Annotated in this window: 20 protein-coding genes; 3 read left to right on the top strand and 17 right to left on the bottom strand. The window is 62.5% G+C overall.

All coding sequences use genetic code 11. The features are described 5' to 3' along the window. Nucleotide 1 precedes the first annotated feature (1 nt). The 15 genes from ACW9UO_RS16685 to ACW9UO_RS16615 form a co-directional block, all read right to left on the bottom strand. Nucleotides 2-175, bottom strand: a complete 174-nt coding sequence (locus ACW9UO_RS16685; RefSeq protein WP_457086892.1) for a hypothetical protein — start codon at nt 173-175, stop codon at nt 2-4. Next, complete coding sequence (locus ACW9UO_RS16680) at nt 175-804, bottom strand: NADH-quinone oxidoreductase subunit C (RefSeq protein ID WP_457086891.1); 630 nt, start codon at nt 802-804, stop codon at nt 175-177. The genes ACW9UO_RS16685 and ACW9UO_RS16680 overlap by 1 nt, the downstream gene beginning before the upstream one ends. Nucleotides 805-815: 11 nt before the next feature. Beyond that, complete coding sequence (locus ACW9UO_RS16675; RefSeq protein ID WP_457086890.1) at nt 816-1,349, bottom strand: NuoB/complex I 20 kDa subunit family protein; 534 nt, start codon at nt 1,347-1,349, stop codon at nt 816-818. Further along, nucleotides 1,340-1,705 carry an NADH-quinone oxidoreductase subunit A gene (locus ACW9UO_RS16670; RefSeq protein ID WP_457086889.1) on the bottom strand — a complete coding sequence of 122 codons (366 nt, stop codon included), beginning with the start codon at nt 1,703-1,705 and terminating at the stop codon, nt 1,340-1,342. The genes ACW9UO_RS16675 and ACW9UO_RS16670 overlap by 10 nt, the downstream gene beginning before the upstream one ends. 371 nt (nt 1,706-2,076) lie before the next feature. Then, complete coding sequence (locus tag ACW9UO_RS16665; protein ID WP_457086888.1) at nt 2,077-2,856, bottom strand: crotonase/enoyl-CoA hydratase family protein; 780 nt, start codon at nt 2,854-2,856, stop codon at nt 2,077-2,079. Between the two features lie 55 nt (nt 2,857-2,911). Then, entirely contained in the window at nt 2,912-3,778 is an 867-nt protein-coding gene (locus ACW9UO_RS16660; RefSeq protein ID WP_457086887.1) for a hydroxymethylglutaryl-CoA lyase, read from the bottom strand. Between the two features lie 2 nt (nt 3,779-3,780). Continuing rightward, entirely contained in the window at nt 3,781-4,437 is a 657-nt protein-coding gene (locus ACW9UO_RS16655) for a glutathione S-transferase family protein (RefSeq protein ID WP_457086886.1), read from the bottom strand. Further along, on the bottom strand, nt 4,434-6,377 hold the full coding sequence (locus ACW9UO_RS16650) for an acetyl/propionyl/methylcrotonyl-CoA carboxylase subunit alpha (protein WP_457086885.1): 1,944 nt from the start codon (nt 6,375-6,377) through the stop codon (nt 4,434-4,436). Before ACW9UO_RS16650 ends, ACW9UO_RS16655 begins: the two co-directional genes overlap by 4 nt. 122 nt (nt 6,378-6,499) lie before the next feature. Beyond that, a complete protein-coding gene (locus tag ACW9UO_RS16645) occupies nt 6,500-8,107 on the bottom strand; it encodes a carboxyl transferase domain-containing protein (RefSeq protein WP_457086884.1) in 1,608 nt (535 codons plus the stop codon). A gap of 54 nt (nt 8,108-8,161) precedes the next feature. Next, nucleotides 8,162-8,752 (bottom strand): hypothetical protein, encoded by a 591-nt coding sequence (locus ACW9UO_RS16640; RefSeq protein WP_457086883.1) that lies wholly within the window; start codon nt 8,750-8,752, stop codon nt 8,162-8,164. After that, nucleotides 8,749-10,203 carry an AMP-binding protein gene (locus ACW9UO_RS16635; protein ID WP_457086882.1) on the bottom strand — a complete coding sequence of 485 codons (1,455 nt, stop codon included), beginning with the start codon at nt 10,201-10,203 and terminating at the stop codon, nt 8,749-8,751. The genes ACW9UO_RS16640 and ACW9UO_RS16635 overlap by 4 nt, the downstream gene beginning before the upstream one ends. A gap of 1 nt (nt 10,204) precedes the next feature. Next, a complete protein-coding gene (locus ACW9UO_RS16630; RefSeq protein ID WP_457086881.1) occupies nt 10,205-10,939 on the bottom strand; it encodes a flavodoxin family protein in 735 nt (244 codons plus the stop codon). A 42-nt stretch (nt 10,940-10,981) separates the two neighbouring features. Beyond that, complete coding sequence (locus ACW9UO_RS16625; protein ID WP_457086880.1) at nt 10,982-11,380, bottom strand: DUF1622 domain-containing protein; 399 nt, start codon at nt 11,378-11,380, stop codon at nt 10,982-10,984. A 23-nt stretch (nt 11,381-11,403) separates the two neighbouring features. Then, a complete protein-coding gene (locus tag ACW9UO_RS16620) occupies nt 11,404-12,567 on the bottom strand; it encodes an isovaleryl-CoA dehydrogenase (RefSeq protein WP_457086879.1) in 1,164 nt (387 codons plus the stop codon). 223 nt (nt 12,568-12,790) lie between these two features. Next, nucleotides 12,791-13,444, bottom strand: coding sequence for a DUF1236 domain-containing protein (locus ACW9UO_RS16615; protein WP_457086878.1), 654 nt, complete (start codon nt 13,442-13,444; stop codon nt 12,791-12,793). A 333-nt stretch (nt 13,445-13,777) separates the two neighbouring features. On the opposite strand from ACW9UO_RS16615, the gene ACW9UO_RS16610 reads away from it, so the two are divergent. Further along, the gene (locus ACW9UO_RS16610; RefSeq protein WP_457086877.1) at nt 13,778-14,251 is read left to right on the top strand and encodes a CreA family protein; all 474 of its coding nucleotides are present in this window, start codon (nt 13,778-13,780) and stop codon (nt 14,249-14,251) included. Here ACW9UO_RS16610 and ACW9UO_RS16605 read toward each other — a convergent pair. Then, on the bottom strand, nt 14,242-15,432 hold the full coding sequence (locus tag ACW9UO_RS16605) for a DegT/DnrJ/EryC1/StrS family aminotransferase (protein ID WP_457086876.1): 1,191 nt from the start codon (nt 15,430-15,432) through the stop codon (nt 14,242-14,244). The genes ACW9UO_RS16610 and ACW9UO_RS16605 overlap by 10 nt on opposite strands. A 31-nt stretch (nt 15,433-15,463) precedes the next feature. Next, nucleotides 15,464-16,132, bottom strand: coding sequence for an HAD-IA family hydrolase (locus ACW9UO_RS16600; RefSeq protein ID WP_457086875.1), 669 nt, complete (start codon nt 16,130-16,132; stop codon nt 15,464-15,466). Between the two features lie 108 nt (nt 16,133-16,240). Between ACW9UO_RS16600 and glmU the strand changes: the two genes are divergently transcribed. Further along, entirely contained in the window at nt 16,241-17,596 is a 1,356-nt protein-coding gene (glmU, locus tag ACW9UO_RS16595) for a bifunctional UDP-N-acetylglucosamine diphosphorylase/glucosamine-1-phosphate N-acetyltransferase GlmU (RefSeq protein ID WP_457086874.1), read from the top strand. After that, nucleotides 17,596-19,419: a glutamine--fructose-6-phosphate transaminase (isomerizing) gene (gene glmS, locus ACW9UO_RS16590; RefSeq protein ID WP_457086873.1), complete on the top strand. Its 1,824-nt coding sequence runs from the start codon at nt 17,596-17,598 to the stop codon at nt 19,417-19,419. The genes glmU and glmS overlap by 1 nt, the downstream gene beginning before the upstream one ends. The last annotated feature ends 3 nt before the right edge of the window (nt 19,420-19,422 follow it).

The raw sequence follows: 19,422 nt of genomic DNA, 5'->3' as shown, positions 1-19,422 counted from the left end.
CTTAGCGCTTCTCCAGTTCCTGAAGCTTCATGCCCATCCACCACAGCATCGCAATCGTGCCGAAGGGAACAAGGCAAGCCAGGGCCCAATATTTGTGAATGCCGAAATGCGGCAGCAGCTTGAGCAGCGGGATCGCCGCCAAGGCCGAAAGTATGAGCCACCAAAGAAAGCCCATCACTTGGCATCCTTGCTGACATGGCCGTCCGGCGCGGTCTTGTCATCGCCGGGCAGGATGTATTCGGCCCCTTCCCACGGTGACATGAAATCGAACTGACGGTATTCCTGTACCAGCGATACCGGCTCATAAACCACGCGCTTTTGCGCCTCGTCATAGCGGACTTCGGTATAACCGGTGGTCGGGAAATCCTTGCGCAGCGGATAGCCGCGAAAGCCATAGTCGGTGAGGATACGGCGCAGATCGGGGTGGCCCGAGAACAGGATGCCGAACATGTCGAACACCTCCCGCTCGAACCAGTTGGCCGCGGGATGGACGCCCGAAATCGACGGCACCATATCCTGTTCGCGGATCGACACCCGCAGGCGAATGCGGTGATTTTGGTACATCGACAGGAAGTGATACACCACGTCGAACCGCTTGGCCCGCGCCGGGTAATCGACGGCGGTGATATCCACCAGCGACGAAAACTGGCAGTTCGGGTCGTTCTTGAGGAACTCCACCAGACCGGTCAGGTTCGCGGGGGCGACATCGACATTAAGCTCGCCATGGTCAATCGACCAAGACAGCACGCAATCCGCGCGCTTGATCTCGATATGTCCGCCAAGTTCATTCAGTGCTGCGGTCATGCCTCTGCCCCTTACCTTACAATCGTGCCGGTGCGGCGGATTTTGCGTTGCAGTTGCATCAGACCGTACAGCAGCGCCTCTGCCGTCGGCGGGCAGCCGGGCACATAGATGTCGACCGGAACGATCCGGTCACAGCCGCGCACCACGGAATAGCTGTAGTGATAATAGCCACCACCATTGGCGCAGGAGCCCATCGAAATCACGTAGCGCGGCTCTGGCATCTGGTCGTAAACCTTGCGCAACGCCGGGGCCATCTTGTTGGTCAGCGTGCCGGCCACGATCATCACGTCCGACTGGCGCGGGGACGCGCGCGGCGCAATGCCGAACCGTTCCGCATCGTAGCGCGGCATCGACGTGTGCATCATTTCAACGGCGCAACAGGCCAGACCGAATGTCATCCAGTGCAGCGAGCCGGTGCGCGCCCAATTGATGATGTCTTCGGTCGAGGTGAGCAAAAAGCCCTTGTCCTGCAACTCTGCGTTCAATGCCTGGGTCGCGACTTCTTTATCGAAGCCTGCGGTATTGGCTGCGGTGCTTACTGCCATTCCAGCGCCCCTTTCTTCCATTCATAGGCAAAGCCGATGGTGAGTACGCCAAGGAAGACGATCATCGACCAGAAGCCGACCATCGAAATATCCCGGAACCCGACGGCCCATGGAAACAGGAAGGCGATTTCCAGATCGAAGATGATGAACAGGATCGACACCAAATAAAACCGGACATCGAACTTCATCCGCGCGTCATCGAAGGCGTTGAAACCGCATTCGTAGGCCGAAACCTTCTCGGGGTCCGGGGCACGGACCGCAAGAATGACGGCAGCAAGAATAAGGACGATGCCAAGACCGATGGCGACGGCGAGAAAGATAAGAATGGGAAGGTATTCCCTGAGCATCTCTTCCACGGGGCAGGCTCCTTTCCGGCACGAAGGTAAAGGCGTGCGCTCAGTTGGCTCGCTAGGCTTGTTCCGGGTTTATCTCTGCGCTGCAGGGGGGTCAATGCACCGGAGACACATTCACGAGGCGGAATATCTAAACGAAAGTCTATGAAATAAAGGGGTTTGCGGTTGGGTCGCATGTGGGCTGTCAAAAATTGGGCAGGGTGGAAAGGTGATTCCAATGCTGCGGGGCCGCAAGATAGGATGCAACCGGAAAAGGCGCGTGGCGGGTGTTTGTTTACAAATCGCCGGGCCGGGATGCGCCAAGAAGTGGTAGCGCCAACATAATCGACGCCCCCGGCCCTAGTGATCCGCCGCCCCTCATGGCGCGGGGGTGATCAGGCCCAGCCCGGTTTGCGCTTGTCAAAAAAGGCGGCGATGCCGTCCTGCGCCTCGGCGCTGTCCCAGCGCTGCGCCAAAGCATCAATCGCCAGCGCCATTTCGGCGTCACTCACCCCGCCGCCCAGCGCGGCGATCAGCTGCTTGGCCTCGCCCACAGCCCCCGGCGCGCAGGTCAGATAGGGCACGACTTCGGCCTCGATGGCCGCGCCAAGATCCGCCGCCGCGACCGACCGCGCCACCAGCCCCAGCGTCACCGCCTCGGCCGTGTCGAACAGCCGCGCCGACATGAACACCCGGCGCGCCATCGCGGGCCCCATGCGCCGCAACACAAACGGCCCGATATTGGCCGGGATCAGCCCCAGCCGGGTCTCGGTAAAACCAAATCGCGCGTCCGCGACCGCAATCACCGTATCGCAAACCGACATCAGCCCCAAGCCGCCGCCAAAGGCATTGCCCTGCACCCGCCCGATCAGCGGCTTGGGCAGACTGTCGAGCGCGTGCAACATCGCCGACAGCTTGGCGCTTTCAGTCCGGCGCGTGGCGCTGTCCATCTCGAATTGCGCCCGCATCCATGCCAGATCGCCGCCGGCACAAAAGCTCTTGCCCTCGGCCGCCAGCACCACAACGCGCACGGTATCGTCCGCGCCCAGCGCTTGGGCGGCGGCCACCAGCTCCTCCAGCATCTGCGCTGACATTGCGTTGTGCTTTTCGCTTCGCGCCAGCCAGAGCGTTGCCACCCCACGCGCATCCGCCTCGACTTTCAAGGTTTGATACATGTCTCTCCGCTTTCTTCCCGCGCCAAAATCCATTGATGGATTTTGACAAAAATCATCAATGATTTTTGCCGCCCCGTCTCATGTCGTGCGCCATAGCGACGGCCTCAGTGATCACCGCAAGGTCAAGCCCTGTCTCGTACCCCAGCTCCGCCAGCCGCGTGGCCACCGCCTCGGTCGCCACATTGCCCGCCGCTCCGGGCGCATAAGGGCAGCCGCCCAAACCCCCGACCGCGGCATCGAACACCCGCACACCCCGCGCCAGCGACGCTTCGATATTGGCCAGCGCCCGGCCCGCAGTATCGTGATAATGCCCCGCCAGTTGTCCGACAGGCACCGCCGCTGTCACCACGTCGAGCATCGCTCCGATGCCCTCAGGCGTGGCCTGCCCGATGGTGTCGCCCAGCGAAATCTCATAGCACCCCATGTCGAGCAGCGCCTGCGCCACCCGCGCCACCTGTTCCGGCGGAGTTGGCCCGTCATAAGGACAGTCCACCACACAAGAGACGTAGCCCCGCACCGGAATTCCCGCCGCCAAAGCCGCATTTGCCACTGGGCGAAAGCGCTCAAGGCTCTCGGCAATCGTGGCGTTGATATTGGCCTTGGAGAACCCCTCAGAGGCCGAACCAAAGATCGCCACCTCATCCGCCCGCGCCGCCATCGCGCCCTCAAGCCCGCGCAAGTTTGGCGTCAGCGCCGCATAAGACACCCCGTTTGCCCGCGTGATCCCGGCCAGCACTTCGGCGGAATCCGCCATCTGCGGCACCCACTTTGGGCTCACAAAACTGGCGCATTCGATCCGGCGAAACCCTGCCCGGCTCAGACAATCGACAAAAGCGATTTTCTCTGCCGTCGGGATCTGGCGCTTCTCGTTCTGCAACCCGTCGCGTGGCCCCACTTCGAAGAGTTCGACAAAGTCAGCCATGCTCACGCCTCCGGCACAGGATAGAAATCGCGGTCATACAGATCCTGCACGCCGTCGCGCGCCTTGGCCCGCTGGTATCCGGGCCGCGCCTTGAGCCGATCCCAATAGGCGCTGAGCTGGGGGAATTCATCGAACCGCACGTAATAGCGCGCCAGCTCAAAGCCATAGGCAAACATCACATCCGCCGCCGAAAACCCAGAGGGCAGGCAATAGCCATCGTCCCAGCGCGCCTCCATCGCCGCCAAAGCCGCCCGGAGCCGCGCAGTCAGAAGCTTAATCACCACCGGCGAGGCATCCGCCGGATCCCGCAGGAACACCCGGTTGAGGTTAAGGTTCTCGACCAAAGACCCCACCGTCTCGGAATAGGCCATCATCTCAAGGTACCGCGCCCGCTCTGCCGTCCCCGGTGCAGGCTGCAACTGCGCGTCTGGGTGGCCTTCGCACAGCCATTGCAGAATAGCGCCGCTCTCAAACAGAACCTCACCGTCAATCTCCATCGCAGGCACCCGCCCCGCAGGCGACATGGCCCGAAATTCCGGCGTCCGCATCGACCCATCGCGGATCGAGTAATAGGCCACGTCGTAGTCGAGCCCCAGCTCCTCAAGCAGCCACATCACCCGAAACGACCGCCCCAAGGGCACATGGTGCAGCCGGATCACGCCGCCGCCTCCTCGTCTTCTGCCAGCCGGATCAGCGCCGCGCCTGCCTCGACCTGGCTGCCCGGAGTCACCAGCACCTCCGCCACCACGCCATCGCGCGGCGCAGTCAGCGCATGCTCCATCTTCATCGCTTCCAGCACGGCAAGCCGATCGCCCGCCTGCACCTCCTGCCCCGCAACCACATCGACCTTCTGCACCAGCCCCGGCATCGGAGCCTCGATCACCGAAGCGTCACTTCCAGCCTCGGCCGCCCGGTCCAGCGCCCGGATCACCCGGTAGGCCCGGCCATAATCGGCAAAGATCGTGACAACATCGCCCGCCACCGCAAAGGGCCATGCCGCCACACCGTCAAGCGTCCAGCCGCCCGGGCCGCGCAACGCCTGCACCGCTTCGCCGTCAATCTCAACCGCACAGGCCCCCGGCCCCTGACACAACAGCCGCAGGGTGTGACGAGTCTCTCCCTCGTCCAGCACCAGTGTGCGCGCCAATGGTTGCCAAAGCGTAAACCCCGCCGACCAATCGCCGCCTTCCCACACGCCAGCCTCGACCAAAGCCGCCTGTGCCAGCGCCCGGCGATTTTCACGCGGAACCGCGGTCAGCGCATCAATCTCGCGCCCAATCAAACCGGTGTCGACCTCGCCCCGGCCAAAGCCATCATGCGCCGCCAAAGCCCCCAGAAACGCAAGGTTCGTCACTGACCCGGCCACCTCGGTCCGCGCCAAAGCCTGCCGCAACCGCTTCAACGCAATCTCACGCGTCGGGCCGTGGGTGATCAGCTTGGCAATCATCGGGTCATACCACGGGCTGATCTCATCGCCGCCCCGCACACCGGTGTCGGCGCGCGCACCTTCGGGAAACCGCAGATGCGTCAACGTCCCGGTCGCAGGCAGGAACCCGGCCGGCACATCCTCGGCATAAAGCCGCGCCTCAAAGGCATGGCCATTGATCGTGAGATCCTCTTGCCGCGCAGGCAGGCTCTCACCCGCCGCCACACGCAGCTGCCATTCCACCAGATCGACCCCGGTGATCATCTCGGTCACAGGATGCTCCACCTGCAACCGGGTGTTCATCTCCATGAACCAAAACCCATCGGCGCGCAGCCCGTCCGAGCCGTCAACAATAAACTCCACCGTCCCCGCGCCCTTGTACCCGATGGCCTCGGCGGCCCGCACCGCCGCCTGCCCCATCGCCGAACGCATCTCTTCGGTCATCCCCGGCGCAGGCGCTTCCTCGATCACCTTCTGATGGCGCCGCTGCAATGAACAGTCGCGCTCGAACAGATGCACCGCCCGGTCGCCATCGCCAAACACTTGCACCTCAATATGCCGAGGCTGGGTGACATACTTCTCGATCAGCACGGCGTCATTGCCAAAGGCGGTGCGCGCTTCGGCCTGCGCGCTCTCCAACGCCCGCTTAAACTCCGCAGCCTTCTCGACCAGCCGCATGCCTTTGCCGCCACCGCCAGCAACCGCCTTGATCAGCACCGGATAGCCAACCTCTTCGGCCCGCGCCGCAAGCCCCTCTTGCGACGCCCCGTGATAGCCCGGCACCACCGGCACCCCGGCCTCTTGCATCAGCGCCTTGGCCGCATCCTTAAGCCCCATCGCCCGGATCGCACGCGCCGACGGCCCGATAAACACCAGCCCCGCCGCCTCGACCTTGTCCACAAACTCCGGGTTCTCGCTCAGAAAGCCATAGCCCGGATGGATCGCCTGCGCGCCCGTCTCCAAGGCCACCTCAATGATCCGGTCGCCGCGCAAATAGCTGTCGGCCACCGCCGCCCCGCCAATACAGCGTGCCACATCCGCCATCGCCACATGCGCCGCCCCGGCATCCGCCTCTGAATACACCGCAACACAGCGCACCCCCAAGGACTGCGCCGTCTGCATCACCCGACAGGCAATCTCGCCCCGGTTCGCAATCAATATCGTATCAAACATTCGTCATTCCTCTCCAACCACAGCGCCCCCCAATTTCGACCAGATCTTCTTCTGTTCAAAAATACCTCGGGGGAGTCCTGCAAGGACGGGGGCAGCGCCCCCAATAACCAAGCCAGCCTAAATCACATCCGGAAGACACCAAACCGCGTCTCCTCAATCGGCGCATTCAACGCCGCCGACAAAGACAAGGCCAAGACCTCACGCGATTTGCGCGGATCAATGATGCCGTCATCCCAAAGCCGCGCACTGGCATACAGCGGATGGCTCTGCTCCTCGAACATCTCGATGGTGGGGCGCTTGAACTCCGCCTCCTCATCGGCGCTCCAGCTGCCACCCCCGCGCTCGATCGCGTCACGTTTCACCGTCGCCAGAACCCCAGCCGCCTGCGGCCCGCCCATCACCGAAATCCGGCTGTTGGGCCAACTCCAAAGGAACCGCGGCTGATACGCCCGCCCCGCCATGCCGTAATTGCCCGCCCCGAACGATCCGCCAACCAGCATCGTGACCTTGGGGACCGAGGTGGTCGCCACCGCCGTCACCAGCTTGGCCCCGTGGCGCGCGATGCCCTCGTTCTCGTACTTCCGGCCCACCATAAAGCCGGTGATGTTCTGCAAAAACACCAGCGGGATCTTGCGCTGCGAACACAGCTCGACGAAATGCGCCCCCTTCTGCGCCGCTTCGGAAAACAGCACGCCGTTGTTGGCAATGATGCCGACAGGGCAGCCCTTCACCTGGGCAAAACCGGTCACCAAAGTCTCGCCAAAGCGCGGCTTGAATTCATCGAAATACGAGCCATCCACCAACCGCGCGATCACTTCGCGAATGTCATACGGCGTGCGCAGGTCGCCCGGCACCACGTCAAACAGCTCATCCGGATCATAGGCAGGCTCTTCGCCCCCGCTCACCAGCAGGCCCGGCTTCAGCCCGGCATCCCCCAGTGATCCAACCGCGCGGCGTGCAAGCGCCAGCGCATGACTGTCATCCTCCGCAAGATAATCGGCCACGCCCGACAGGCGCGTGTGCACATCACCGCCGCCGAGATCCTCGGCGCTCACCTCTTCGCCGGTCGCCGCCTTGACCAACGGCGGCCCGGCAAGGAAAATCGTCCCCTGTTCCTTCACGATAATCGTCGCATCCGACATCGCCGGAACGTAAGCCCCACCGGCGGTACAAGAGCCCATCACCACAGCGATCTGTGCAATGCCCTTGGCCGACATCCGCGCCTGATTATAGAAAATCCGGCCAAAGTGATCGCGGTCGGGGAACACCTCATCCTGATTGGGCAGGTTCGCACCGCCACTGTCGACAAGGTAAACGCAGGGCAGGCAATTCTCCTCGGCGATCTCCTGCGCGCGCAGGTGCTTTTTGACCGTCATCGGGTAATAGGTGCCGCCCTTCACCGTGGCGTCGTTGCACACCACCATGACCTCGCGCCCCATCACCCGGCCAATCCCGGCAATCGCCCCCGCCGCCGGGGCCACGCCACCGTACATGCCATGCGCCGCCGTCGCGCCAACCTCAAGGAACGGCGAACCGGGGTCGAGCAGATTGGCCACCCGGTCGCGCGGCAGCATCTTGCCCCGCGACAGATGCCGTTCACGCGACTTTGCCCCGCCGCCCTCGGCCGCGGCCTCAGCCGCCTCTCGCACCACGCGCAGCGCCTCAAGATGGGCGGCGCGATTGGTGCGGGCGGCTTCCGAACCCGCCACCAGTTTGGTCGTAATTTTCATCCCACAGGTCTCCCGCATATCAATTGGCGACGCGGCAAACCCGCGCCACATTCTTCATTTTTCAGGTCGCGCCAGCGGCCGGACCGGCTTTGGCGGATTGGCCCAGCCCGCGGCCACCGCAGGGGCCGCAAGATCGAGGTACCGCGCCACTTGCCAGGCCAGAATGGCACTCTTCAACCGGCCATTGGCCTCGCGCGTCTCGCACCAGGTTGCGATCAGCGCGCCTGCGCCGTCACAATCCGGCCCGGCCGAGGTGCCCAGCGCCAAATCATAGGCCTTTTCATAAAGTCGCAGCGGAAACCCCGCTTGCCCGCGCATAGGCTCTGGCAGTTCGGCCATCACCGCCCGGCGCAGCGCATGTTGATAACGGGTCAAGCGCTGCTGACAGGGGATCGGCGCCCCAGTGCGATCACACAGCGTGATAGCGATATTGCCGCAATATTCGATGTCGGTGACGTTCCAGAGGTCGAAATCCTCGGCGTTCAGATCGCGCGACCGATGCACCAGCAGCCGCCATTCATACTGGTCAACTTCCACGTCGATACAGCTGGCAAAATCCGGCAGCTCCGCATCCTGCGCCGCCGCTGGCGGGGCAAAGGCCCAGAGCAGAGCCGCACAGACCATTGCTGTCCACCGATGTCTCATTGCGCCTCCGCCTCCGCGATGGCCCGCGCCTTCAACTCCTTGCGGATCACCTTGCCGGTCACCGTCATAGGCAGGCTGTGGACAAGGGAAATCTCTCTTGGATAGGAATAGCTTGCCAGCCGTTCCTTGACCCACGCCTGAAGCTCTGCCGGATCAAGCTTAACACCGGGCTTGGGCACCACATAGGCCTTCACTATCTCATGCCGGATCGGATCGGGCTTGCCGACAACGCCAGCTGTCGCCACTCCCGGAAAGGTCAGCAGACAGTCCTCGATCTCCGCTGGGCCAATGCGATAGCCGCCGGAGGAAATCACATCATCCTCACGCCCGACAAAGCGGATGAAATCGCCATCACGACGCCCCCGGTCGCCGGTCACCAGCCAGTCGCCGCGAAACTTCTCCGCCGTCGCCTCGGGCCGCTGCCAATAGCCGAGCATCATCGACGCCGCGCCGCGCCGCACCGCAATGTCACCTTCGCCGTCGCAGGGCGTGCCATGTTCGTCGATCACGGCAACCTCGCACCCCGGCACCGCGCGGCCAATCACCCCCGGCTTCGGCGGGAACAGGCCGCTACAGCCGCTCACCACCATGTTGCACTCGGTCTGGCCGTAAAACTCGTTGATCGTCAGCCCAAAGGCCCGCCGCCCCCAATCTAGGATCTCCGCCCCCAAAGGCTCGCCCCCCGACGCCACGCTGCGCAGCCCCGGCAAGGCGCAGTCCGCCGACTTCAGCATCCGCAAAGCGGTCGGTGGGAAAAACACGTTGCGCACTTTGCCGTCGCGGCAAATTCGGGCGCAGTCGTCGGGGCTGAACTTGGCCATGCGCGCGGCCACAACCGGCACGCCCAGCGCCAGCCCCGGCATCAGCACGTCAAACAGCCCGCCAATCCACGCCCAATCCGCCGGCGTCCACAGGCAATCGCCGTCCTGCCCGAGGAAATCGTGGCTCATCTCGACCCCCGGCAAATGCCCGGTCAGCACCCGGTGGCCATGCAGCGCGCCCTTGGGTTTGCCGGTGGTGCCAGAGGTATAAATCAGCACCGCCGGATCATCGGCCCCGGTGTCGGCAAACCCGACAGTGCCAGCATCGGGCAGGTCAGCAGCAAGAATCGGCTCGGCCAGATCGCCCAAAAGCGCCGCGCCTTCGCCATCGGTCACAACAAGTGTCAGACCGGCATCGGTGATCCGGCTGTGCAGCGCGTCGCGCTTGAAAAGCTTGAACAAGGGCACTGAAATCGCGCCGATTTTCCAGATTGCCAGATGCGCCGCCACCCGGTCGGTCATCGCGCGCAATGCGCCAAAGCGCACCTCGCGCCGCCCATCGGACAGATCGATGATCGCCACGGCCTCGTCCGGCTGCGCCAAAGCCTGCGCCGCCATGTTCAAACGCGCGGGAATGTCCCTGCGGAAGCCCGCGCGCAGATCGTCATATGTGGGGGCACCGGTCAGCATCTCAGGCCCGATAGTCCGGGTTTTCGTAGTCGAACTTGCACCCAGCCTCGAACGCACGCCGGTCGTTGCCCTCGTTCGGATAGCCCCCGGCGTCCGCCAGCATCTTGGCCAGATGCATCAGGTTCCATGTCATGATCGTGGTGTTGCGGCGGGTGAAATCATTGTCAAAGCCGACCTTGCCGCCATCGTCGGTGTCATCGCCATACGATGGCCCCGGCCCGGCCTCACCGATCCAGCCGCAATCGGCCTGCGGCGGGATGGTATAGCCCAGATGCGACAGCGCATAGCCGAGGGTCATCGCGGTATGCTTGATGCCGTCTTCGTTGCCGGTGATCACGCAACCACCGACGCGGCCATAATAAATCGACTGCCCCTTGTCGTTCAGCTCACCCGACATACCGTACAGCCGCTCGATCAGCACACGGCACACCGAGCTTTCCTCGCCCAGCCACAGCGGCGTGCCGACCACGAGGATATCCGCCGCCTTCACGTTCTCCCACAGCATCGGCCAATCATCGGCGTCCCAGCCGTGATCGGTCATATCCGGGTACACCCCCGGCGGCACAGTGTGATCGAGCATATGGATATGTTCGACGCGGACGCCGTTCTTTTCCATGATGTCCGACGACGCCTGCATCAACAGCCGGGTGTGGCTTTGGCCCGCCTGTTTCTTCAACGACGTATTGATGAAAAGCGCCCGCAACCCGGCGAAGCGTTGGTGATCGGTGTCGGTCATAGCGTATCCTCCCTAGGTTACTCAAAGCCTAACACAGGGCGGTCAGTCGCCCAGTTCCTTCTTCAACTGCTCCAGCTCGCGATCCAGAAAGAACGAAATCACCGACCGGATGATCACCAGCAAACCCAGGAACATCAGATCCGCAAAGGCGAGGCTCAGCGCGGTGTGGATGATGTCGGACACGATGAACAATTCAAGCGAGGCCAGGATATAGCGGCCCAGCTCGACCCGTTCGCGATTGGTCTTGCTGACGCGCTCGGCCCCGCGCCGGAACAGCTCGGCCATGCCAACGCCAAGGATGAACCGCACCGCGCCGATCAGGATCAGCAGGATCGCGGCGATGTCGATCCCCGCCGCGGCCCATTCCAGCCCCTCGACCAGCCAGTGAAAGCGGCCATGCAAAATGCCGCCCTCCGATTGCATGTTCACAAGACTTTCCATCGGGCGCTCCGGTTAGTGGTCGATCAGGACATAGCGCCCATCATCTCTCGACCAATCAACATCCGGCGGATTTCACTGGTTCCGGCCCCAATCTCCATCAGCTTGGCATCGCGGAAAATCCGCGCCACCGGGGTTTCGTTCATGAAACCCGCGCCGCCCATCGCCTGAACCGCCTGATGCGCCACCACCATCGCCTCTTCCGAGGCATACAGACAGCAAGCCGCCGCATCTTGACGGGTGACTTCGCCGCGATCACAGGCCTTGGCGACCTCGTACACATAGGCGCGCGCCGAATTCATCTTGGTGTACATGTCGGCCAGCTTGCCCTGCATCAACTGGAACGAGCCAATCGGTTGGCCGAATTGCTTGCGCTCGGCCATGTAAGGCATGATTTCGTCCAGACAGGAGGCCATGATCCCGGTGCCGATCCCGGCCAGAACCACGCGCTCATAATCAAGGCCCGACATCAGTACGCGCACGCCCCGGCCCTCTTCGCCCAACACGTTTTCAAAGGGCACTTCGACGTCGTCAAAGATCAGCTCGGCGGTGTTCGACCCACGCATCCCTAGCTTGTCGAAATGCGCCGAAGTGGTGAAGCCTTTCATGCCCTTCTCAACGATAAAGGCGGTGATCCCGCGCGATCCTGCGTCGAGGTCGGTCTTGGCATAGACCACCAGCGTTTCCGCGTCCGGGCCATTGGTGATCCAGAACTTATTGCCGTTCAACCGGTAGTGATCATTGCGCTTTTCCGCCTTGAGCGTCATCGACACAACATCCGATCCGGCCCCCGCCTCGGACATTGCCAGCGCGCCGACATGTTCGCCCGACACCAGCCCCGGCAAGTATTTCGCCTTCTGTTCGGCGCTGCCATTCAGCTTGATCTGGTTGACGCAGAGGTTGGAATGCGCACCATAAGACAGCGACACCGAAGCCGAGGCCCGCGCGATTTCCTCAACCGCGACCACGTGCGCGAGATAGGACATGCCCGCTCCGCCGTACTCCTCGGGAACGGTCACGCCCAACAGGCCCAGATCGCCCATTTCGCGCCACAACTCGGGGGGAAATTCGTTCTTGGCGTCGATCTCACCGGCCATCGGGCGCACCCGATCCTGTGCCCAGCGGTGCACCATATCGCGCAACGCATTAACGTCTTCTCCCAGATCGAACTGCATCGTGGCGGTGAACATCCCGGCCTCCTCCCGTTTAATGAACGACTGTTCAATAAATCAATAGCAGGGCAATCCGAGTCGGTCAACTTGGAATATTTGTGGGCCTTTCAGCCGCGCGACAGGCGGCGAAAATGAAAAAGGGCGGCCCCGAAGAGCCGCCCACTTACTGATTAAAGTACCCTGTAAACTCACTACAAACAAACACTGGTCAAAACGTTTACTGGTTACCAAAACCGTGGCTTTAGCGAACGATGTAGACGATCGAACGTTCGCTCGGGTCCACCAATACCGGCTGACCATTAACATAAACATAACGCAGCTCAGAATCCGGGATCTCGGCCAGGGTCACGGTGTCGGGCAGGACCGCACCGGTCACAACTTCGCCCTCAAGATACACGGTATCGAGCGTGTTGGAGCGCACATAGGTCACAACGCGTTCGTCAGGCTGTGCGGCTGCACCGGCGGAACCGGCCAACAGGCCACCCACGGCTGCGCCAACCGGACCGGCAACAAGTGCACCGGCAACGGCACCAACAACACCAGCGCTGGCAAAGGCTTCGGCGTCTTTGGAATCGTCGTATGTGACGGTGCCAACAACAACTTCGGCCTCAGGCGCGATCACCGACGCTTGCACGTCTTCGAAAGTGCTTGTCAGGTACTCGCCATAAGCCCAGCCCTCTTGGCCGTCATAGCTCACTTGGCACCAGTTGGTTTCTTCAAGACAGCCCTGCACATCGGCTTGGTCTTGGCCAGCAATAACGCCGATGATGGCGTGTTGCGGCCCGGGGCCTGCGCGCAGGTTCAGATCGGTGACAGCGGTCGCTTGCGTGGCGGCAGCAGCCGAACCAGCAGCGAAAATGGCAGTCGTGGCGGTGAGAATTGCTTTACGAAACATAAGTGGTCTCCTTCTTCTCTTTCTACTCGAAGCGACGCTGATTGCGTGGCGTTCGGAGCATCAACGAAGCTCAGAGCGATAGGTTCCGAGGTTTTCGAACTTCTTAGCATCCCGCCACAAGCCCCTAAAACTTTTGGCAAAATTCCGCTTGGCGCCACCCAAAGTCAGGCGAAATCGCGCCGAGCCGGGATAATTTTGGAACCTATCCGCCAGCGGGTTTATTTGTACTGTCAGTGGAACCGCGCGCGCGCCGCGCGCGTTGCATTGTTACAATCCACGCCGCCCCCGCCGCCGGTGCCAAGCCCGCGCGCCATCGACCCCAGGAGACTGCCCATGCCCCGATTTCTCACCCATCTCTGCACTTCTGCCCTGTCCCTCGCCTTTGCTGGCGCGCTCAGCGCGGAACAAGTGGGGGAAATCGATGTCGATTGGGTTGGCAACGATATCATCATCGAAGCGGTGGCCGACCCCGACGTGAAAGGCGTGACCTGCCACATCGCCTATTTCGAACGCGGTCTGTTTGATCGGCTGTCCAAGGGCAACTGGTTCGAAGATCCGTCCAACGCCTCGATTGCCTGCCGCCAGACCGGGCCGATTTCAGTCGGTGATATCGATCTCGACGAAGACGGCGAGGATGTGTTTCGCACCTCGCGCTCGATTGTGCTCAAATCCCTGCGGGTGAAGCGGATCTTTGACGAGGGCAATCAAACGCTGATCTATGTCGCCCACGCGCGCGAGCTTACCGATGGCTCGGCCAAGGTATCTATGTCGACTGTGCCGCTCTACAACGCGGTGCTTCAGGACTGATAAACCGCGCTGACTTCGGCGCGGATGATCCGTGCAATCAGCGCGCAATCGTCGCGCGAAAAGGTCAGCGGCAGACGCATATCAACGATGCCCTTGAGCACCCGGTCGCTCTGGGGCATCCGCTCGGATGGGGCATACCGCCAGCTGTCATAGCGCGAGGTAAAGGCCACCGGCTCCGCCCCGCCAAACCATTTCAGCTCGACCCCGCGCGCCGCGCATCTGCGCAGCACCTCGCCAATCGCCGCCTCTTGCCAATCGAGCAGCAGGAACTGGATCGACGAGCCAACAAACGCCTCACCCTCGCGTCGCTTGATCGTCATCAGGCCGGGCGTGTTCTGCAATCCGGCCTCGACCGTGGCATAACGTGCGTTCCACCGGCCAATTTGCGTGGTCAGGTCGCGCAATTGCGGCCGCAGGATCGCCGCGCGCAGGTTGTCCATCCGGCCCGAGACATTGGGCGTGTCGTATTTCACCTGCTCAAACACCTCTGGCCCCGGCGCGGCAAGATGGCGACCATAGAGCATGTAAGACCCCGACAGCATCACCGCCCGCGCCGCCACCTCGGGGTCATCCGTCACCAAAAGCCCGCCTTCACCGGAATTGACGTGTTTGTAAGTCTGGCAGGAATAGCAGCCCACCACGCCATGGCGCCCCGACGGCACGCCGCGCCACTGTGCACCCATCGTATGGGCGCAATCCTCGATCACGGTGATCCCGGCCGCGTTACAGATCGCCATCAGCCGGTCCATATCGCAAATGTGCCCGCGCATGTGGCTGAGCATCAGAACGCTGGCCTGATCCGCCTTCGCCGCCAGATCATCAAGATCGATCACCAGCCCTTCGGTCACGCCGACAAACACCGGCACCGCCCCGACCGAGGCAATCGCCCCCGGCACCGGGGCCAGCGTAAAGGCGTTGGTCAGCACCCGGTCGCCCGGTTTCACCCCGACCGCCCGCAAGGCGCACCCCATCGCATAGCCGCCCGAGGCCACCGCCAGGCAATAGCGCGCGCCGGTCAGCGCGGCGAATTCGCTCTCCAATAGCGCAGCCTCGCAGGGGTCATCGCCCGCGACGTTATAGCGGTGCAATCGCCCGCTGCGCATAATGGCCACGGCGGCCGCGATGCCCTCTTCCGGGATCGGTTCCTGCTGGGTAAAGCTGCCGTTAAATTTTTCGCTCATCGCCAAGACTTGCGGCAGCGCCCCTTCAACGTCAAGCGCCGAGCGCTTGGGTCACGATTGCAGGCAAATCTGCGTAATTATCGAGCAGGTACTCTGGCTGCAACGCCGCCATATCCTCGCCCGAGGGGCCAAATGTGACCAGCACGCAAGGCACCCCAGCCGCCCGCGCGGTGTTGCGATCGGTGTCACTGTCACCGATCAGGATCGAGCGCGCCACATCGCCGCCGGCCCGCTCGACCGAGGCCACATAAGGCGCCGCATCCGGCTTGCGCACCGGCAAAGTATCGGCCCCGACCAGCGAGCCAAACAGGTCGCGCACGCCCAGCGACACCATCAGCTTTTCGGCCAAACGCTCGGGTTTGTTGGTGCAGATGCCGATGCGAATGCCCGCGTCGCGCATCGCCGCAATCGCCTCTATCGCACCGGGATACATGAAACTTGTCCGGTCGAGCCCGGCGTCATATTCCTCCAAAAGGCGCGGATACCACAGGTCGATGGTCTCGCTCTCCTCGCCCCGCTTCAGCCGCGTCATCCCTAGCGTCAGCATCGCCCGCCCTCCGCGCAGCGCCGTGCCGGCATCGCGCGCAGGATCAAGCAGATCGCCCTCGCCCATCGCCCGAAAACAGGCATTGGCAGCAGCGATCAAATCGCCACTGGTATCGGCCAAAGTGCCGTCGAGATCGAAAATAACTGTACGCATGGGCCTGCCTTTCCTGACACATTCAGCAATCCAAAGTGAGCCGCGCGGCCTTGCGGCCACCGTCTCAGCGGATAAAACGGGCGCGAAGTAATTACAAAGAGAAACGTCATGAGCATTGCACTCGTCATCCTTGCCGCGGGCAAGGGCACCCGGATGAATTCCGACCTGCCCAAGGTTCTGCACAAGGTCGCAGGCGCGCCGCTTCTGGCCCATGCGATGGCCGCCGGTGCCAGCCTCGAACCCGAGCGCACGGTGATTGTCACTGGCCACGGGGCCGACCAGGTGCGCGACGCCGCGCATGAGATTGACGAAGCCGCAATCTGTGTGATGCAGAGCGAACAGTTGGGCACCGGCCACGCCGTGCTTCAGGCCCGCGCCGCACTTGAGGGCTTTTCCGGCGATGTGATCGTACTCTATGGCGACACGCCGTTCATCCGCCCCGAAACGCTTGAGGCGATGGCCGAGGCGCGCGGTGCGCATGACATGGTTGTGCTCGGCTTTACCGCCGCTGATCCGGGCAAATATGGCCGGTTGGTGATGGACGGCGAAGACCTGCACAAGATCGTCGAATTCAAGGATGCCTCGATCCGCGAGCGCGCCATCGACTTCTGCAATTCCGGCGTGATTTCCGCGAGTTCCGAGACGCTCTTCAAGCTGCTCGACAAGGTTGGCAACGACAATGCCTCGGGTGAATTCTACCTGACCGATATCGTGGCACTGGCCCGCGAGGCAGGCCTTTCGGCCACCGCCGTCGCCTGTGACGAAGCCGAAACCATGGGCGTGAATTCCCGCGCCGATCTGGCCGCCGCCGAGACCGGCTTTCAGGCCCGCGCCCGCGCCGCAGCGCTTGAAAATGGTGTGACAATGGCCGCGCCTGACACCGTGTATTTCGCCTATGACACCTGGATCGGGGCCGACACCGAGATTGAGCCCAACGTGGTCTTTTGCCCCGGCGTCACCATCGAAAACGGCGCTCTGATCCGGTCATTCTCGCATCTTGAGGGCTGTCATGTCTCGCGCGGCGCGGTGGTCGGGCCATACGCCCGCCTGCGCCCCGGCGCGGAACTGGCCGAGGATGTGCGCGTCGGCAATTTCGTCGAAATCAAGAACGCCGTGCTCGACGAAGGGGCCAAGGTCAGTCACCTGACTTATATCGGCGATGCCCACATCGGTGAGAAAACCAACGTCGGTGCCGGCACGATCACCTGTAATTATGACGGGGTGTTCAAGCATCGGACCGAGATCGGCAAACGCGCCTTCATCGGCTCCAATACCATGCTGGTCGCGCCGGTCAAAGTGGGCGACGAAGCGATGACGGCAAGCGGTGCCGTGATCACCAAAGACGTGCCGGACGGCGCTCTGGCTATTTCAAGAGCGGACCAACACAATAAGCCGGGCCTGGCACGTAAATTGTTCGAAATGTTAAAATCCAAGAAGGCCAAACAGGCCGGGAGCAATACATAATGTGCGGAATTGTCGGGTATCTTGGTGGGCACGAAGCCGCGCCGATCCTTGTGGACGCGTTGAAACGGCTGGAATATCGCGGTTATGACAGCGCCGGGATTGCCACGGTTCACAACGGCGTGCTCGAACGTCGCCGCGCCGTTGGCAAGCTGGTCAACCTCTCCGACAGGCTGGTGCATGAGCCGCTGGCGGGCAAGTCTGGCATCGGCCACACCCGCTGGGCCACCCACGGCGCGCCCTCTGAAATCAACGCCCACCCGCATCACACCGGCAAGGTCGCTGTCGTCCACAACGGCATCATCGAGAACTACCGCGCCCTGCGCGAAGAGCTCCAGGCCGCCGGGCTCAAGTTTCAAACTGAAACCGATACCGAGACCGTTGCCCTGCTGACCCGCCACCATATGGAGCAAGGCAAAAGCCCGATTGATGCGGCAAATGCCACGCTCGACCGGCTCGAAGGGGCCTTTGCCCTCGCTTTTCTGTTTGATGGCGAAGAAGACCTGATGATCGCCGCGCGCAAAGGCTCGCCTCTGGCCATCGGTCATGGCGACGGCGAAATGTACGTCGGCTCCGACGCCATCGCGCTTGCGCCGCTGACCGACCGGATCACCTATCTTGAAGAGGGCGACCGCGCGGTTCTTACCCGCACCAGCCTGGAAATCCACGACGCCAAGGGGCGTCTGGCCAACCGGCCGATCAAAACCGTGGAACTCGACGCGGCCAAGATCGATAAAGCCGGCTACAAACACTACATGGCCAAGGAAATCGCCGAGCAGCCTGCGGTGATCCAGGGCGCCATCACCAAATACCTCAACGAAGCCGGCACTGGCCTGTCGTGGCCCGAAGGTGTGCCGGATTTCTCCAAGGTCGAGCGGATGACGATGGTCGCCTGCGGCACCGCATTTTACGCCTGTCTGACGGCGAAATACTGGTTCGAGCGGATCGCCCGCCTGCCGGTCGAAGTCGATATCGCCTCGGAATTCCGCTACCGCGAGCCGCCGATCACTGCGGGCACCGCCGCGCTGTTTGTCAGCCAGTCGGGCGAGACCGCCGACACGCTGGCCGCCTTGCGCTATGTCCGAGACAAGGCGCAGAACGTGCTGTCGGTGGTCAACGTATCGGAAAGCTCGATCGCCCGCGAAAGCGACACGGCCCTGCAAATTCACGCCGGGGTCGAGGTTGGCGTGGCCTCCACCAAGGCCTTCACCTGCCAGTTGACCGTGCTGTTCCTGCTCGCACTCAAGGCGGCGCATGACCGGGGCGAAATCACCGACGACGGATTGCAAGATCACCTCGCCACGCTGCGCGCTTTGCCCGGCCAGATCAACGATGCCCTGACCCTAAGCGACGCGCTGCAAAGCATTGCGCAGGACCTGTCCAAGGCCAAAGACGTGCTGTTTCTGGGCCGCGGCCTGATGTATCCTCTGGCCCTCGAAGGTGCGCTGAAACTTAAGGAAATCAGCTACATTCACGCCGAAGCTTATGCGGCTGGCGAACTCAAACACGGGCCTATTGCGCTGATCGATCCATCGGTGCCGGTGGTGGTTCTTGCACCTTGCGACTCGCTCTTTGACAAGACGGTGTCCAACATGCAGGAGGTGATTGCCCGCTCTGGCCGAGTGGTCCTCATCACCGATGCGGAAGGCCGCGACCAAGGCTCCGATGACGTCTGGCACAGCCTCGCGCTACCCACAGTGCCCGAACTTCTGAGCCCGATCCTCTATGCGATCCCGGCGCAGCTCTTGGCCTATCACACCGCCATCGCCAAGGGCACCGATGTCGACCAGCCGCGCAATCTCGCCAAATCGGTCACGGTGGAATAACCC

The sequence above is a fragment of the Marinovum sedimenti genome (genome assembly GCF_054052205.1).
This window is presented reverse-complemented; position numbering and strand designations above follow the sequence as displayed.

Excerpts from the sequence above, each read along its gene's own strand:
- ACW9UO_RS16650 (WP_457086885.1), bottom strand. The coding sequence starts at position 6,377 with ATGTTTGATACGATATTGATTGCGAACCGGGGCGAGATTGCCTGTCGG.
- ACW9UO_RS16605 (WP_457086876.1), bottom strand. The coding sequence starts at position 15,432 with ATGAGCGAAAAATTTAACGGCAGCTTTACCCAGCAGGAACCGATCCCG.
- ACW9UO_RS16610 (WP_457086877.1), top strand. The coding sequence starts at position 13,778 with ATGCCCCGATTTCTCACCCATCTCTGCACTTCTGCCCTGTCCCTCGCC.
- ACW9UO_RS16665 (WP_457086888.1), bottom strand. The coding sequence starts at position 2,856 with ATGTATCAAACCTTGAAAGTCGAGGCGGATGCGCGTGGGGTGGCAACG.
- ACW9UO_RS16630 (WP_457086881.1), bottom strand. The coding sequence starts at position 10,939 with ATGACCGACACCGATCACCAACGCTTCGCCGGGTTGCGGGCGCTTTTC.
- ACW9UO_RS16645 (WP_457086884.1), bottom strand. The coding sequence starts at position 8,107 with ATGAAAATTACGACCAAACTGGTGGCGGGTTCGGAAGCCGCCCGCACC.
- ACW9UO_RS16620 (WP_457086879.1), bottom strand. The coding sequence starts at position 12,567 with ATGTTCACCGCCACGATGCAGTTCGATCTGGGAGAAGACGTTAATGCG.
- ACW9UO_RS16625 (WP_457086880.1), bottom strand. The coding sequence starts at position 11,380 with ATGGAAAGTCTTGTGAACATGCAATCGGAGGGCGGCATTTTGCATGGC.
- glmS (WP_457086873.1), top strand. The coding sequence starts at position 17,596 with ATGTGCGGAATTGTCGGGTATCTTGGTGGGCACGAAGCCGCGCCGATC.
- glmU (WP_457086874.1), top strand. The coding sequence starts at position 16,241 with ATGAGCATTGCACTCGTCATCCTTGCCGCGGGCAAGGGCACCCGGATG.
- ACW9UO_RS16615 (WP_457086878.1), bottom strand. The coding sequence starts at position 13,444 with ATGTTTCGTAAAGCAATTCTCACCGCCACGACTGCCATTTTCGCTGCT.
- ACW9UO_RS16635 (WP_457086882.1), bottom strand. The coding sequence starts at position 10,203 with ATGCTGACCGGTGCCCCCACATATGACGATCTGCGCGCGGGCTTCCGC.
- ACW9UO_RS16685 (WP_457086892.1), bottom strand. The coding sequence starts at position 175 with ATGGGCTTTCTTTGGTGGCTCATACTTTCGGCCTTGGCGGCGATCCCG.
- ACW9UO_RS16660 (WP_457086887.1), bottom strand. The coding sequence starts at position 3,778 with ATGGCTGACTTTGTCGAACTCTTCGAAGTGGGGCCACGCGACGGGTTG.
- ACW9UO_RS16680 (WP_457086891.1), bottom strand. The coding sequence starts at position 804 with ATGACCGCAGCACTGAATGAACTTGGCGGACATATCGAGATCAAGCGC.
- ACW9UO_RS16600 (WP_457086875.1), bottom strand. The coding sequence starts at position 16,132 with ATGCGTACAGTTATTTTCGATCTCGACGGCACTTTGGCCGATACCAGT.
- ACW9UO_RS16675 (WP_457086890.1), bottom strand. The coding sequence starts at position 1,349 with ATGGCAGTAAGCACCGCAGCCAATACCGCAGGCTTCGATAAAGAAGTC.
- ACW9UO_RS16640 (WP_457086883.1), bottom strand. The coding sequence starts at position 8,752 with ATGAGACATCGGTGGACAGCAATGGTCTGTGCGGCTCTGCTCTGGGCC.